Raw genomic sequence first — 14493 nt, 5'->3', positions numbered from 1 at the left:
GGCGATCTGCAGCGTCGCGAGGCTGCGGCAGCCGGGCGTTCTGCCTCCAAAGATCTGCCCGCATCGCAACTCCGGTTCACCTCAACGCCCAGAGCGTCGTCGATGCGGATGGCAAGGCGTCAGGGACGGATAACTCGGATGAGATGGCCGGATTGCGGCGCGGCCTCGCCAAGCGGCCCTTCGAAGCCGACAATCGCCAGTGCGCAGGTCGCAAAGCCCTCGGCGAGCGCATTCAGTGCATCGCTTTCACCGCTCCTGATCAGCGAGCGGGTGAAGTCCTCAATCGTCGGATTGTGGCCGACAATCAGCAGGGCATGGGCTTCCTCACCAACTGCCCCGGCTGCCGCATAATAGGCCTCGGTGCCAAGCGCGTAGAGATCGTCGGAATGTTGGATTTCGACCCTATCCGCGAGTGCCGGCATCAGCGCCTCGAGGGTTTCGCGGGCGCGGGTTGCCGTGGAGCAGACCACGGTGTCGATCGCAACACCGTCTGTTTTTATGATCGTCGCCAAACGAGCCGCGTCCGCGCTGCCTCGCTCGTCGAGCGGGCGCTGGTGGTCGCGCTCGCCTGGGCGTGCCCACGAGGAATGAGCATGGCGCAGGATCAGGAGCGTGGAGCGAAAGCGGTCGGACATGGATTTTCGATAGGCTGAAATTTTGAGCCGGGCAATCATTTCCCGAAGGGCAAGGGGCGGCGGAGCTTTGGTTGCCGAGTCTTACAAAAGTGGGCAATTCCACCCGACGGGTGCAAATTGCCGCCGTTTGAGGCGATTTTCGCCGCCGCAACCCTGCGTCACTCTGCACGGGTTAGCGGATCAGATTGCCGCCTTCGCCACAATGGTTCCGAAAAGCTAACCAAATCCGAGCCTTAGATTCGATTAGGGAACCGCTGCTGTGGCGCAAACGTAACTTGTTCCACCGGCAAAGCGTCGCTATAAGCGCGCCAGCGGGAATGGAGGTGCGTAATGAGCGAAACACTCAATGCCGATCTGACGCTTTCTGACGACGGTCCCTTCATGAACGATCGTCAGAAAGAGTATTTCCGGCGTAAGTTGCTGACATGGAAGTCGGAGATCTTGCGGGAAGCGCGCGAGACTCTCGAAGCGCTTGCCAACGACAACAGTAATCTCGCCGATATCGCCGATCGCGCGTCTTCGGAGACCGACCGGGCCATTGAGCTTCGGGCGCGGGATCGCCAGCGCAAGTTGATCGCCAAGATCGATGCGGCTCTCGAGCGAATCGATGACGGCTCCTACGGCTATTGCGAGGAAACCGGCGAGCCGATCAGCCTGAAGCGTCTCGATGCACGGCCGATCGCGACCCTGTCACTCGAAGCCCAAGAGCGCCACGAACGCCGCGAGAAGGTCTATCGTGACGAGTAATCGTCTGGCGCGTGGCCGTTGACGGCAGACTTTCGATCAATCGCCAAGATTGTTGGTGCCGAAATTGCGCCGGATTTCCGGCCAATGCCGGCGCTCAGAATGCATCGTCACTCAGCTGTCAGGTGACGGAATCTGCGCGCGAACATAACCCCACATACAGATACGGCATGTGGGGAACATCGAGATCGACACGGCATTGCGGGGCGGTGCGTCGTCTGTCTTTTGAAATTCAGACAGAGGAATGCGGCCTGCTTGTGGCGGGTCATTCTTATTGAAACGCCAAGGCCGAGCAACGATGCGTTCACTTGGTGGAAGTCAATCACCCGTCAGCGCTTTTGAGTCGAAGGCAGCCTATTCAAAGACGGCTTCCGCTCCTGGTCCGAGCCGATCCTTCGGGTCCTGTCCGAAGCGATTGTTTCCGACCGTGCCGTTGAGGCACATCAGCACCAAAAACCAGATCGAGCCGATGATCGGAATGAGGCTGATAAACATCCAGAAGCCACTGCGGTTGGTGTCGTGAAGGCGGCGGACGGTAATTGCGATCATCGGGGTAATAGTGAATAAGAACCACAGGGCGGTCAGAAGGCCGCCATTGGCGTGGACGCTGAACCTCAGACCATTGGTCGTGTCGGTGGTGGTCCGGTTGCTGCCGCCGAGGCCGGCGATGTTGTCGATCGTTGTGAACAGAAAGATGCCGGCCAAGAAGGTGAGCTGCGCAAGCCAATATTCCAGGCGTCGTGAGCGACCTGAAAATTCAAAATACCGCTTATACGGTTGCAGAAGAACCGACATTCGAATTCCTCCGAAAGGATTTACGATCAGGCAATCTTACTTATAGGGTTGGCTTTTTGCGCGCCAAGATGGCGTTCATTCGCGTTCAGTCTGAGATTGTTCGGATTTGCTGAGCTGCTTGGCCTCGCTTTGCGTTACAGGGCGATCGTGCTTGTCATGACCGGTGCGAAGACGGCAGGAGGGGAGTGATGGATGGCAGATGCGGTCTTCGCGGCGTGCGCGGGCGCGCCAAAGTCGCGCTGTCGCGCCTGTGACGGATGCTGCTCGTGCCGGCGCTTGCAATCGCCGGTACCGGGGCGAAGGAGCCTTCTTGAGCGCGTGATCGCGGGGCGCTTATCGACGACCACGGGAAGGCCGCGCATGGGCCGTTGGACGAGCGTAGCATCGGCCTGACGCTCGACGAGATCGCCAAGGTGCGGTTCCGGACCGCGGTGGCGGGCGGGCCGGAGAAGACGACGGCGATTCTTGCGGCGCTGCGCGGCTGGCACGCGAATGTGCTGATCACCGATGCCGCGACCGGCCATGCGGTGTCGAAGGCGGAGGGACTGCCCAATTCGGTCGGCTCGCTCCGGGGAACCAGGCGGACACAGGTTCAGGGAGGAAATCGCGTGAAAACCAAAAAGCTCATCAACAATGCCGACAACATCATCGCGGAGATGCTGGACGGCATGATCAAGGCGCATCCGAAGCACCTGCGCCAGCTCGACGGCAGCCCCCGCTCGATCGTCGCGGTCGACGGCCCGCGCGAGGGCAAGGTCGGCATCGTCGTCGGCGGCGGCTCCGGCCACGAGCCAAGCTTTGTCGGCTATGTCGGCAAGGGGCTGGCCGATGCCTGTGCCATCGGCAACGTCTTTGCCTCGCCGCCGCCGGATCCGATCGTCGAATGCACCAAGGCGGTCAGCGGTGGCGCCGGCGTCATCTATCTTTACGGCAACTATGCCGGCGACGTGATGAATTTCGACATGGCCGCGGAAATGGCGACGATGGAGGATATCGAGGTGCGCACGGTGCTCTCCACCGACGACATCGCCTCGGCGCCTTTCGATCAGAAGGAGAAGCGCCGAGGCGTCGCCGGCAATTTCTTCATCTTCAAGATCGCTGGCGGGGCCGCCGACAAGATGTGGTCCATCGACGAATGCGAGCGTGTCGCCCGTAAGGCCAATGCCCGCACCTTCACCGTCGGTGTGGCCCTGTCGCCGTGTTCGCTGCCGCAGACCCTGCGCCACAATTTCGAGATCGGCGCGGGCGAGATGGAAATCGGCATGGGCATCCACGGTGAGCCGGGGATCAGCCGCGAGCCGCTGCGCAGCGCCGACGACGTGACCGACGGCATCTTGGAGCGGATCTTTGGCGAGATGAACGCGCCGGAGGGCGCCAAGGTGGCCGTGTTGGTGAACTCCCTCGGCTCGACGCCGCTGATGGAGCTTTATGTGATCAACCGCCGGATCGCCGAACGGCTAGGGCGCAACGGCATTTCGGTGCACGAGACCTGGGTCGGCACCTATTGCTCGTCGCTGGAAATGGCCGGCATGTCGATCACCCTGATCCATCTCGATGACGAACTGACGGAGCTGCTTGATCACCCCTGCGACTGCGCGATGTTCCGCGCCGGCTGAGCGATTTCTTGCGCCCCAGATAACGGCCGTGGCGCCAATCGAAATAAGGGATGGGTCTATGACTACGATCACCAGCCAGAACCTTGTCGATCTGTTCCTCGCCATCGCGGCGGCGATCGATCAGGACAAGGAGCGGCTTTCCGAACTCGACGGCGTCATCGGTGATGCCGATCACGGTGTGACGATGAATATCGGCTTCACCGCCGTCAAAAACGCTCTGGGCGGGCTCGACACGACCGAAGCCGATCCGACGACGGTCTTCAACACCAGTGCCAAAAGCTTCCTGAACGCCGTCGGCGCTTCATCCGGACCGCTCTATGCCACCGCCTTCATGCGGGCCGGCGCGGCGGTGAAGGGCGAGAGCGCGCTGGATCGCAACGCGATGGTCGAGGCCTTCAAGGCGATGGCCAAGGGCATTCAGGACCGGGGCAAGGCCGAGCGGGGCGACAAGACCATGGTCGACGCCTGGCTGCCGGCATCCGAGGCGATCGAAGCGGCGGCCGAACGCGACGAATCGCTCGCGGCCTGCTTCGCCGCCGCTGCCACGGCCGCTGAGGAGGGTGCGGAAGCGACGAAGACGATGCAGGCCTCCAAGGGGCGCGCGTCGTGGCTCGGCGCTCGCTCGCTCGGTCATATGGATCCGGGCGCCGCCTCGACGGCGCTGATCGTGCGCACCATGGCCGACGTCTTCGCCCACATCTGATGTGCAACGGACGCGGCGGGGACATGCGACGGCCGCGTTGACGTCAGACGGCAAAGCCGCGTCGCTCGATCCGCGGCGTGGCTTTGCCGTTTTGAGCCGTGCGTAACGATACAGGACGGCGGCATGCTTGCCTCACGCCAACCTGTCGATGACGTTCCGGACGATGCCGAGATAGCCCGTCGCATCCCAGGCCGAGCGGCCGATGAACAGCCCATCGATATGCGGCCGGGTGGCGAGTTCGACGCAGTTCGTCGGATTGACGCTGCCGCCATAGAGCACGGGCAGGGGGCGTGCGATGGCCCGTTCGATCAACGCCTTGACCGCCGCCTGCTGCTCATCGGCAAAGCTTGGATCGGCTGGCGTCCCGCCGTCGCCGATCGACCAGACCGGCTCATAGGCAAAGATCACCGAGGTGGTGTCCGTCCATTCCACCTTCGACAGCGCAGCCTCGGTCTGTCGCCTCAGCGTCTCGGCGGTGCGCCCGGCCTGATAGTCTTCCAGGGTATCGCCGATGCAGACCAGCGCCGTCAGGCCTTGCCGGACGGCGGCGGCGGTCTTCAGTGCGACGGTCTCGTCGGTCTCGTTGAAGAACGTCCGCCGCTCGCTGTGGCCGATTTCGACCAGCATCCCGCCGGCATCCTTGACCTGAAGCGGGGAGATTTCGCCCGTCCAGGCGCCGGCGGTCTGCCAGTGCGCGTTCTGGGCGCCGACGATGACCGCAGTGTCTGCCAGCGCCTCGGCGACGGCGGTCAGCACCGTGAAGGGTGGAATAACGAAGAGCTGGGCGTTTTCGCAGGCGGCGAGCGGCGAGGCTTTGACGGACTGGCAAAACGCGGCCGCCTCGGCGCGGGTCTTGTTCATCTTCCAGCTAGTGCCGATGAAGGGGCGCTTGGTGCTCACGATTGTCCTCTCCTGCATGAATCCGTCTTGTGGCGGTCAAGCCTTCACCGGGCGGCCGGCATCGACCGCATTCGCCCAAAACGCCACCGACTCGGCGAGGGCAGCGACCACTTGGCGGTCGGTCGGCTCGCGTTCGCGGAAGGCGAGTTCGAGACAGATTTCGTTGTCCGTGCCGCCACCTGCGACGATCGCCGGCAGCAGCGTTTCGGGCATGATCCGTCCGTCGCGATTATAGGCTTCGGTGAACGGCCAATGGCCGCCCTTGTTGGCCGAACTTTGCTTGATGTGGATGATCGGCGAGGCGGTGGCGAAGGTCCGCGCCCAGGCGAAGGGATCAATGTCGGCGGGATTGGCGGAGGAGACATCGCCATGGTCGATGTCGACCATCGGCCGCAGCGGGATCGGCAGATCGTGGCGTTCAATGAAGGCCTGCAATGCGGCGCAGGCCTCAAGCGTATGGCCAAGCTCCCGGCCGACCGACATCGGCTCCCAGAACATCCAGCTCAGTCCGCGCTTGGCGGCATGTTCGCCGACCTCGCGCCAGCAATCGAGGGCGATGCGCAGAAGCGCGTTGCGCCGCTCGATATCATCGTAGTCATCATAGGTCAGAATGGCGAATTGCGTCCCGATCGCCGGGCAGCCAAGATCGGCCGCGATGTCCGCGAGCGTTTTGAACCAAGTAATATAATAGGCTCGCACATCTGCATCGGGATGGCCAAAATGATTCAACCTCCCATATGGACCCGTCATCATTGACGTGACCTTGACGTCGTGACCGGCCAAGGCCCGACCCATGCGGTCGACAAGCGGGGCGAGGGTCTGCGATGGCCAGGAGGGGTTCAAGAACTCATGGGTCAGTTGCAGATACCCGATGCCGATCTCATCCGCCGCTGCCGCGATCAGCCGCTCCGGCAGGGCGAAGCGATTGACCAGCGGGTTGGTGCTGATCGACAGCGTGAAATTTTGTGTCATGGTTTCCCCCCCCCGCAGCGTCCTCGACGGCGATCCGTCTTGGTCACTATTGTCGCGACGCGGCGTTACGTCGCGCGTGACCAGATGAATTTAAGAGCGCTATGGCACGCGCACCGAGAACCGACGTTGCCTTGCCTCCCGTCGACGCATCGCTCGCAAACGTCGTCGCAACCGCGCGATATCGCCATGGCGGCCCTTTTTTGGGTGAAGAAAAAGGCATGGCATGAACGAAATTTCAATCGGCTTCACATCGAGCCCGGTGCGGGACGACGTCAGTCGGTTCATCGCACGTGATTTCAGATCAGACAGTTGCAAATGATTCACCGTTTCTTCACGTCGCCATCGAGTGTTGTTCATGACTTTTCGTGATTTCATCTAGTGTCGCATCGGCTTGAGATTTTTGTCGTCTTAAGGGAACCTCTAAAAATGGCTTAGTTTTCAGTTCGCCAATTCGCTCGGAGCCAAATGACGGTCGCGCTCCATTCGTATTGCAAGGTCAAAAATGCGCAGTCGAAACGAGCCATATCAATGATCAGTCGTGGCAAGTTGTCCTCTGGCGAGACATTCGCCAAAAATAACGTCATAATTGCCGGTGACGAAGCGGTATCCGCTGGGCCTGATTTTCGAAAGGCCTTCGAAATCTGTTCAATGCCGAAGGCCATTATTGATTGCGACTTGCGGTTTGTTGCCGTAAATCAGGCCTATGAACGCGCGACGATGCTGAGCCGCGAGGCGCTGATCGGTCGCTACTTCTTCGACGTGCTGCCGTCGTCCGGGGAGGCCCGGCAGCGTGTCCATAACTCGCTTCGCGAGGTGATCGCGACCGGCGCCGCGGACACCATCGCTTTGGTCGCCTACGAGATGCAGCTGCCGCCCGAGCGCGGGGGTGGTACCGAGATGCGCTATTGGAGCGCGCGGCATGCGCCGATCGTCGACGCCGCGGGCAACGTCGAATTCGTGCTGCTCAGCCCGAACGATGTCACCGAGATCGCGACGGCGCGGTTGCAAACCGCAACCCTCGAGTCCGACACGACGGCGATGACGTTGTGGCAGAATGCCGAGACGGTCGAGGCCGCCTATCAGCAGACGATGGCCAAGAATGAGGAATTTCGCCGGCTGTTCAGCCAGGCCCCGGGGATGATCGCGGTGTTCGAGGGCGCGGAGCTGCGGCCGACCTTTGCCAGCGACAGCTTCATGCGCTTTATCGGCGGCACCCAACTTGCCGAAAAGCCACTGCTCGAGTGGCTGCCCGAGCTGCGCGACCAGCCCTTCATCGCGATGCTGCACGACGCCATGGAACGCGGCGAGAGCGTCAGCCGCGAGAGCATGAAAATCCGGCTGCACCACCCCGGCAGCCCTTACGAGGCCGTTTCTCTCGTCGATTTTTTCTGCAACCCGGTGCGCGACAGCGATGGCGAAATCTATGGCGTGATTGCGCAAGGGATCGATCGAACGGAGGCGCTCCGGGCAGCCCATCATCAGCGCACGCTGATGGACGAACTGAACCATCGCGTGAAAAATACGCTGGCGACGATCCAGTCGATGGCGCGGCAGACCTTCCGCGAGCCCGTCGATCTCGATGCGGCGCGCTACGCCTTCGAGGCTCGCATCATGGCGCTGAGCCGGGTGCACAATATTCTCGCCGATCGGCGCTGGGAGGCGGTGCCGCTGACGGCGCTGTTTCGTCACGTCAATCAGGGGATCGATCCGGGTCGTCTGGTGCTCGACGGCGGCGACGTGATGCTGTCGCCGAAGACCGGCGTTGCCCTCGCCATCGTCATCCACGAGCTCTTCGCCAATGCCCGCCTGCATGGTGCCTTGACCCGCGCGGATGGCAAGATCGAGGTCTCCTGGCGGCATGTCGACGACCGCTTGGTGCTGCAGTGGCGGGAGACCTCCGGCGACGGGGGGGATGGGGAGGAGCTTCGGCCGGGATTTGGAATTCGTATTCTGCGAAGCATTGTCAGCGGCGAACTCGGTGGTATGGTTTCCATCGAGTTGTCCGAGGGAAATCTGATTTGTTCTCTGGACGTCGACACCTCCGAGGTAGGCGAAATTGCTCTCTGAATTGGCCAAGAGCGGCGATGGAATTGAGGGACTTCGCGTCCTTGTCGTCGAGGACGAGAGCCTCGTTGCCTTGCAGCTAGAGGACATGCTCGACGAGCTCGGATGCCGTGTCGTCGGACCGGCAATGCGGCTGCGGACCGCGGGCGAACTGCTCGATTCCGGCGTCGCCATCGATTGCGCCGTTCTCGATGTCAATGTCTGCGGCGAGATGGTCTATCCGATTGCCGACCGTCTGCGGGCCATGGGCATACCGTTCATTTTCGCGACCGGCTATGGCCGCGACGGCGTCGAGGATCGGTGGCAGAACGTTCCGATCCTGCAAAAGCCCTACACCTCGCAAGAGATCGGTCAGTCGCTGGCCACCTGCTTCGGCTAAAACGCTTCCTCGTGAGATGGAATCGAGATCACGCGGTCGGCTTTTGTTCGAACGCGATTTTCGACGCAAAGCTGAAACCCGCTTGCGCGAAAATTGCTTGAAGCCTCGGCCCTCGGCCCCTGGCGCGCCAACATAAGCGGGCGACGCGTGCTGGCCGATCCCCACAGGCGCTGTGATTTGCTCGAAGTGGCGGGCCCACGGGGTCATGCAAAGGCCGATTGTCGGCGAGAAGGCCGTTCAATCGTCCCGTGTCCCGCAAGGGCGAGCATGATGGTCCGCTCGCTGCTGGCCGTCTCAATTTCCCTGATCGTCAGAAAATTTGATCGCAGACTGCGATGTCGCTCGGTCGACGATGCGAGGACGATCGCTGTCCCTCCTTGAGTGCCGATCCGCGTGCAGAGGCCCTGCGACGCAGGCGCGATGCTTCAATTCAAAGAATTTGGAGCGTTCTTTCTGCGTTCGATCCGACGCAGGGCGCTTGAGGCGATCGAGGGCGGCGGCCTCGGCCACGGCCATCGTTGCGGGGGCGCTGGCGCGCTCAACACGTCGGCCAGAGCGAAGACCCGTTGGCGATCGCCGCAACGGATCAGGATCTCGCGGCCTGCAGGAGGCTGGCCCAGGACAACGCGTCGAAGGTTTCCAATCCCGGCCCCACGGGACCAATCTCCGGCGTGTCGAGCCGGGGGCCGGAAGCGAGCGATAAACGGAATGGCTTGCGTCCGTCCGCCGGAAATTCCCGAATCTTAACAAGATTTCACCGGTCTTTCGCGGGCGGCGTCTGGTACTGAAGGTTGCAATCGCGACGGCGGCTGCTAAATTGCATGCAAAGTATGCGTCTGAGGTGCCCCGGGGACCCGGCGCCGCGAGGCGCGGCGAATGAAGGACGTCTCGCAGTGCCGCCGGGCGGCTGGCTCGTCGGCACTGCGAAACGGAACGCCGCGGAGCGACGGACCAAGAGGACACACGAGGGAGCAAAATGGGTATGAAGCCGATGTCGGCCCAGGACCAAAATCAGATTGAGCTCGACGTCGCGGTCGGCCGGCGGCTGCGCGACCTGCGGATGGCCGCCGGGCTGACGCAGGCGGACTTGGCGCATTATCTGCAGGGCACCGTTCATCAGATTGAACGCTACGAGCGCGGCAAGGCCCGAATCGGCGTCGATCGGTTGTCTGATCTGGCCGAGCGCTTCAATGTGTCCATCCTGGTATTTTTCGAAGGGGTCGATGCCATTGTCGAACCCGCAGCGTGTCCGGCGTCCGATTGGTTGCGGGATCTCAAGGCGCCCCCGCCGCCGCGTGAGGCACGGATTCGCAAGGTCGTGAATGCGATCATGCAGCGCGCCGTCGGCAGGCGTGCCGACTGACTCCGGCAGTTCCACCCCGAGCGCCCCATGGGGCACGTCCGCTCTTATAGTCATACCAATTCGATCAAGAGCTGCATTGCTTTGCATGGCCGTGCCCTGGACAGGTCGCGAAGCAGGTTTTGTCGCGCTGACGAGCCGCCGCGATCGCAAGTCGGGATGTCGTGGCCGCGCATTCCGCGTGACCGCGAAGAAATGGCGGGGCGGCATTCGTCGTCGGCAAGGCCGCCTCCCGAGTCTTGGCCGCGGCACGGCAATCATACGTCCTTGCCGGCAAGGTCGGGTGCCGAGGCACCGAGCGACGGCCGTCCTGTCGGCGTCAATTCCAGCGCAGTGTCCGTTCGATCTTCGCCGTCCGCCTGTCGCCTATTGGCGCCGTCCCCGGCAACGCGCGTACTTCGTACTGCCGTGCCCACCGCAAGGCCATGGGCCGTCGTGCTCCCAACCTTACCGTAGCGTGAATTCTGACGGATTCATCGAATTTACGACTGCTGATGCCTTCACTCGAAGCCCAAATGACAATAATGTATTCGTTGTTTTCGATCGCCGGAGGGTAGGCTGGCGGTCGATTGCGAGTGAATGGTTCCGTGGGAGGAGACCCGCATGCAACGCAGAGAATTTATCAAGGTGGCCGCCGGCGGCGTCGCCATGACCGCAGTGTCGAGCCTCTTGGGAGGCGCCGCATGGGCTGCGGCCGACAAATGCATCGTGCCGTGGTCGTCCGACACGCCGATGGTCAAGCGCGAGGCCAAAAAGGGCCCCTTCAAGATCGCCCTGTCGAATTCCTATATCGGCAACACCTGGCGCACCGAGATGGTGCAGATCGCCAAGAGCTATACGGAGCGTCCCGAGGTCAAGCCGCTGATCGCCAGCTTCCAGGCGACGAGTTCGGGCAACGAGGTCAGCGCTCAGATCGCTCAGATGAATCAGATGATTCTCTCGGGCGTCGATGCGATCATCGTCAACGCCGCCTCGCCGACGGGCCTCAATTCGGTGATCGACCAGGCCGTCGATGCCGGCATTCTGGTGGTCTCCTTCGACAATGTGGTGACCACGAAAAAGGCCATCCTGGTCAATCAGGACCAGTATGAAATGGGCAAGAAATGGGCCGACTTCATCGTCGACAAGACCGGTGGCAAGGGCAACATCCTCGTGGTGCGGGGCGTCGCCGGCACCTTCGTCGATCAGGAGCGCACCCGCGCGGCCAACGACATTTTCGGCAAGCACCCCGACATCAAAACCACCGAGGTCTACGGCAACTGGGATGACGGCACCGCACAGAAGGTGGTCGCCAACGCACTGGCTGCGGGCACGAAGTTCGACGGCGTCTGGTCGCAAGGGGGCGATACGGGCGTCGTGCGCGCCTTCCAGCAGGCGGGCCTGAAGATCCCGCCGATCGCCGGCGAGGCCGAAAACGGCTTTCGCAAGCTGGATTCGGAGCTGAAATTTCCGATGCTCTCGATCGGCCAGTCGCCGGCGCTTTCGGCGCTCTCGATCATGGTCGCGCTCGACGCTCTGCAGGGCAAGGAGGTGCCTCAGGCGGTGAGCGCACCGCTGCCGATCGTCACAACGGATACGTTGAAGGAAGGCACGAACTTCTTCCCCAAAATCGGTGACAGCTTCTTCACCGCGATCAGCATTCCCGTCTGCGGGCTCGATTTTACGGCCGAGCAGATCCTCAAGCAGAAGGTCTGACCTCGCCTCGGAGCGGTCCGAACCCGCGGTGTTCGGACGTCAGGCAGCGGTGACGGCCCATCACGGCCGTCACCCGGCGATGTGCGGGAGAAGCGAAGGTGGCTTTGCAACAGGAACCGGCCCGGCCAAGCGGCGGCAAGACGCTGCTGTCGGCGCGGGGGATCTCGAAGAGTTTTGGTGGAGTGCATGCGTTGCAGGCGGCGAATTTTGCCTGCGAACGCGGCGAGATCCACGCCCTCTTGGGTGCCAATGGCGCCGGCAAGTCGACGCTGGTGAAGATCCTGAGCGGCGTCCAGCGCCCGGATGCCGGCACGATCGCCATCGCCGGCGAAACGGTGGACTTCGCCGGCCCAACCGATGCCGTCGCCCACGGTGTCGCGACGGTGTTTCAGGAGCTGTCGCTGTTTCCCCATCGCACGGTCGCCGAAAACATCTTCATCGGCCACGAGCCGACCGGCTTTCTCGGCCAGATCAGCCAAAGCCGGCTGCGCGCGGCGGTGGGCGACCTCTTCGCCAGCCTCGGGGTCGATCACATCCGGCCGAACGCGCTGGTCGCTGATCTTTCGCTTTCCGACCGTCAGCTCGTCGAGATCTTCAAGGCGCTGTCGCGCAAGCCGCGTCTTTTGATCCTCGACGAGGGCACCTCGGCACTCGGCCGCAAGGAGGTGCAGCGGCTGTTCGCGCTGTTGCGCAAGCTGCGCGCCGGCGGCACGTCGGTGATCTTCATTTCTCACCGGATGAGTGAGATCCGCGAATTCGTTGATCGCATGACGGTGTTTCGCAACGGGCATCATGTCGCGACGGTGGCGGCAAACGCGGCGAGCGATGCGGAGATCGTCGAGATGATGCTCGGCCAACGGGTCGAGCGGTCCTTTCCCACAAAGACGGTGGTGTCCGAAGCCGAGGCGCCGCTGCTCGAGGTTGCCGGGCTCGCCGCCGGATCGGATCTCAAGGGTGTGTCGCTGACGGTGCGCCGCGGCGAGGTTCTCGGCATTGCCGGGCTTGAGGGCCAGGGGCAGGGCACGCTGCTTTTGACCCTGTTCGGTGCTTATCGCCGGGCGGCCGGGACGGTGCGCATCGACGGCGCGCCTGCCCGCATCGGTACGCCGTGGCAGGCCAAAGCCCGCGGCATCGCGCTGATTCCGGAGGATCGCAAGACCGAGGGCTTGGTGCTGCCGATGAGCGTGCGCGAGAACATCACCTTTTCCGTGCTCGCGCGCCTCGGTCGGTTCGGCTTCGTCAGTCCGGCGAAAGAGCGCCGTTTCGTCGAGTCGATGATGCAGCGTCTTGCCGTCAAGGCGGCCTCGATGGGGCTGCCCGCCCGCTCGCTCTCCGGCGGCAATCAGCAGAAGCTGGTGCTGGCCAAATGGTTGGAGACGGGGGCCGACGTCTTCCTGTTCTACGATCCGACTCGGGGGATCGATGTCGGCACCAAACAGGCCTTTTACGAGCTGATCGCCGGGCTGACCCGCGAGGGTAAGGGCGTCGTGCTTTATTCGACCGAGACCAGCGAGCTAATCGGGCTGTGCCAGCGGGTGGCGGTGATGGACGACGGCCGGATCGCCGAGACCCTAGAAGGTGACGCGATCACCGAGGAAAATATTTTGGCCGCCTCGCTTCGCATGGGGCGGGCACGTCCCGACGAGGCGGTGGTGGTGGAGGCCGCCCAATGATCCTGCGCCGCTACAAGAGCTCGCTGCTAGCGATCCTCGCGCTGATCCTGCTGCTTGGCTACTACTGGTACAAGCAGCCGCTGATCCTCTCGCCCTTCGGCTTTCGCCTGCTCGCCAATCAGGGCACGACCCTGGCGCTTGCCGCGCTCGCCCAACTGACCGTGGTCTTGACCGGCGGCGTCGATCTCTCGGTCGGGGCGATCGTCGGCCTCGCCAACGCCATCGCCGCCACCTATATGGGCGACAGCCCGTTCAGTGTCGTGACCGTCGTGCTGCTGACGCTCGGGGCCGGGGCCGGGGCCGGGTTGATCAACGGCGTTCTCGTCGCCTATGGCCGCATCCAGCCGATCATCGTGACGCTCGCAACCCTTTACATTTATTCCGGCTTCGCATTGCTGATCCGGCCGCAGCCGGGTGGCTCGGTACCGAGCTACTACGCGACGACTTTGACCGGCTCGTGGGGCTATCTGCCCTATTCGCTGATCGTGCTCCTCGTCGTCACGCTACTCTTCCGCCTGCCGATCATGCGTTCGCGCCTCGGCACCGCGATCTATGCCGTCGGCGACAATCCCGGCGGAGCGCACATGTCCGGCATCAAGGTCAACCGCACGCTGGTCTCGGCCTATGTGATCGGCGGCGTCCTCGCCGCCTGCGCCGGTCTCTTCCTGACCGCCCAGACCACGTCGGGCGATGCGACCATCGGCACTGCCTACACGCTGAATTCGGTCGCCGCCGTGGTTTTCGGCGGGGCGATACTCGGCGGCGGGCGGGGGCTCGCCCTCGGGCCGATCATCGCCGCCTTCTTCATCTCGATCATCATCAGCGTGTTGTTCGCCGCCGGCGTCTCGTCCTTTTATCAGAGCGTCTTTCAGGGCGGGATTTTGATCTTTGTGCTGATGTTCGGCAACGCCTGGACGTTGCGCGTGCGCAACCGCCTGTCCGTGCTGAGGAGCTGAG

General features: G+C 62.8%; 13 protein-coding genes. 9 read left to right on the top strand and 4 right to left on the bottom strand.

What is annotated here, in order from left to right:
* Positions 1-119 precede the first annotated feature (119 nt).
* Positions 120-635, bottom strand: coding sequence for a SixA phosphatase family protein (locus J1C48_RS10410; RefSeq protein ID WP_207257765.1), 516 nt, complete (start codon positions 633-635; stop codon positions 120-122).
* A 330-nt stretch (positions 636-965) separates the two neighbouring features.
* Here J1C48_RS10410 and dksA point away from each other — a divergent pair, with 330 nt between their 5' ends.
* Positions 966-1382: an RNA polymerase-binding protein DksA gene (gene dksA, locus J1C48_RS10405; protein WP_207257764.1), complete on the top strand. Its 417-nt coding sequence runs from the start codon at positions 966-968 to the stop codon at positions 1380-1382.
* Between the two features lie 351 nt (positions 1383-1733).
* On the opposite strand, the gene J1C48_RS10400 is transcribed toward dksA, so the two are convergent.
* The gene (locus J1C48_RS10400) at positions 1734-2174 is read right to left on the bottom strand and encodes a DUF805 domain-containing protein (RefSeq protein WP_207257763.1); all 441 of its coding nucleotides are present in this window, start codon (positions 2172-2174) and stop codon (positions 1734-1736) included.
* Positions 2175-2542: 368 nt separating this feature from the next.
* On the opposite strand from J1C48_RS10400, the gene J1C48_RS10395 reads away from it, so the two are divergent.
* Complete coding sequence (locus J1C48_RS10395; RefSeq protein WP_210345362.1) at positions 2543-3790, top strand: dihydroxyacetone kinase subunit DhaK; 1248 nt, start codon at positions 2543-2545, stop codon at positions 3788-3790.
* Positions 3791-3848: 58 nt separating this feature from the next.
* A complete protein-coding gene (gene dhaL / locus J1C48_RS10390; protein WP_207257762.1) occupies positions 3849-4493 on the top strand; it encodes a dihydroxyacetone kinase subunit DhaL in 645 nt (214 codons plus the stop codon).
* A gap of 132 nt (positions 4494-4625) precedes the next feature.
* On the opposite strand, the gene J1C48_RS10385 is transcribed toward dhaL, so the two are convergent.
* Both J1C48_RS10385 and J1C48_RS10380 read right to left on the bottom strand, forming a co-directional pair.
* Entirely contained in the window at positions 4626-5411 is a 786-nt protein-coding gene (locus tag J1C48_RS10385) for a triose-phosphate isomerase (RefSeq protein ID WP_207257761.1), read from the bottom strand.
* An 18-nt stretch (positions 5412-5429) separates the two neighbouring features.
* Complete coding sequence (locus tag J1C48_RS10380; protein ID WP_207257760.1) at positions 5430-6365, bottom strand: sugar phosphate isomerase/epimerase family protein; 936 nt, start codon at positions 6363-6365, stop codon at positions 5430-5432.
* Positions 6366-6830: 465 nt separating this feature from the next.
* Between J1C48_RS10380 and J1C48_RS10375 the strand changes: the two genes are divergently transcribed.
* From J1C48_RS10375 to J1C48_RS10350, 6 genes are all read left to right on the top strand, one after another.
* A complete protein-coding gene (locus tag J1C48_RS10375; protein ID WP_343217692.1) occupies positions 6831-8432 on the top strand; it encodes a sensor histidine kinase in 1602 nt (533 codons plus the stop codon).
* A complete protein-coding gene (locus tag J1C48_RS10370) occupies positions 8422-8808 on the top strand; it encodes a response regulator (protein WP_231081676.1) in 387 nt (128 codons plus the stop codon). Before J1C48_RS10375 ends, J1C48_RS10370 begins: the two co-directional genes overlap by 11 nt.
* Before the next feature lie 976 nt (positions 8809-9784).
* On the top strand, positions 9785-10171 hold the full coding sequence (locus J1C48_RS10365) for a helix-turn-helix domain-containing protein (protein ID WP_207257758.1): 387 nt from the start codon (positions 9785-9787) through the stop codon (positions 10169-10171).
* Positions 10172-10771: 600 nt separating this feature from the next.
* Positions 10772-11863, top strand: coding sequence for a sugar ABC transporter substrate-binding protein (locus J1C48_RS10360; protein WP_207257757.1), 1092 nt, complete (start codon positions 10772-10774; stop codon positions 11861-11863).
* 98 nt (positions 11864-11961) lie between these two features.
* A complete protein-coding gene (locus J1C48_RS10355) occupies positions 11962-13536 on the top strand; it encodes a sugar ABC transporter ATP-binding protein (protein ID WP_231081677.1) in 1575 nt (524 codons plus the stop codon).
* Entirely contained in the window at positions 13533-14492 is a 960-nt protein-coding gene (locus J1C48_RS10350; protein WP_207257756.1) for an ABC transporter permease, read from the top strand. Before J1C48_RS10355 ends, J1C48_RS10350 begins: the two co-directional genes overlap by 4 nt.
* The last annotated feature ends 1 nt before the right edge of the window (position 14493 follow it).

Origin of the sequence: Jiella flava (assembly GCF_017349315.1) — a bacterium.
In the GTDB taxonomy this organism is placed as follows: Bacteria; Pseudomonadota; Alphaproteobacteria; order Rhizobiales; family Rhizobiaceae; genus Jiella; species Jiella flava.
Note: the sequence above shows the minus strand (reverse complement) of the source record. Positions and strands in the feature narration are given on the sequence as shown.

What these genes read in the sequence shown, in the direction of transcription:
- dksA (WP_207257764.1), top strand. Translation starts at nt 966, where the DNA reads ATGAGCGAAACACTCAATGCCGATCTGACGCTTTCTGACGACGGTCCC.
- J1C48_RS10350 (WP_207257756.1), top strand. Translation starts at nt 13,533, where the DNA reads ATGATCCTGCGCCGCTACAAGAGCTCGCTGCTAGCGATCCTCGCGCTG.
- J1C48_RS10375 (WP_343217692.1), top strand. Translation starts at nt 6,831, where the DNA reads ATGACGGTCGCGCTCCATTCGTATTGCAAGGTCAAAAATGCGCAGTCG.
- J1C48_RS10410 (WP_207257765.1), bottom strand. Translation starts at nt 635, where the DNA reads ATGTCCGACCGCTTTCGCTCCACGCTCCTGATCCTGCGCCATGCTCAT.
- J1C48_RS10400 (WP_207257763.1), bottom strand. Translation starts at nt 2,174, where the DNA reads ATGTCGGTTCTTCTGCAACCGTATAAGCGGTATTTTGAATTTTCAGGT.
- J1C48_RS10365 (WP_207257758.1), top strand. Translation starts at nt 9,785, where the DNA reads ATGGGTATGAAGCCGATGTCGGCCCAGGACCAAAATCAGATTGAGCTC.
- J1C48_RS10380 (WP_207257760.1), bottom strand. Translation starts at nt 6,365, where the DNA reads ATGACACAAAATTTCACGCTGTCGATCAGCACCAACCCGCTGGTCAAT.
- J1C48_RS10385 (WP_207257761.1), bottom strand. Translation starts at nt 5,411, where the DNA reads ATGCAGGAGAGGACAATCGTGAGCACCAAGCGCCCCTTCATCGGCACT.
- dhaL (WP_207257762.1), top strand. Translation starts at nt 3,849, where the DNA reads ATGACTACGATCACCAGCCAGAACCTTGTCGATCTGTTCCTCGCCATC.
- J1C48_RS10360 (WP_207257757.1), top strand. Translation starts at nt 10,772, where the DNA reads ATGCAACGCAGAGAATTTATCAAGGTGGCCGCCGGCGGCGTCGCCATG.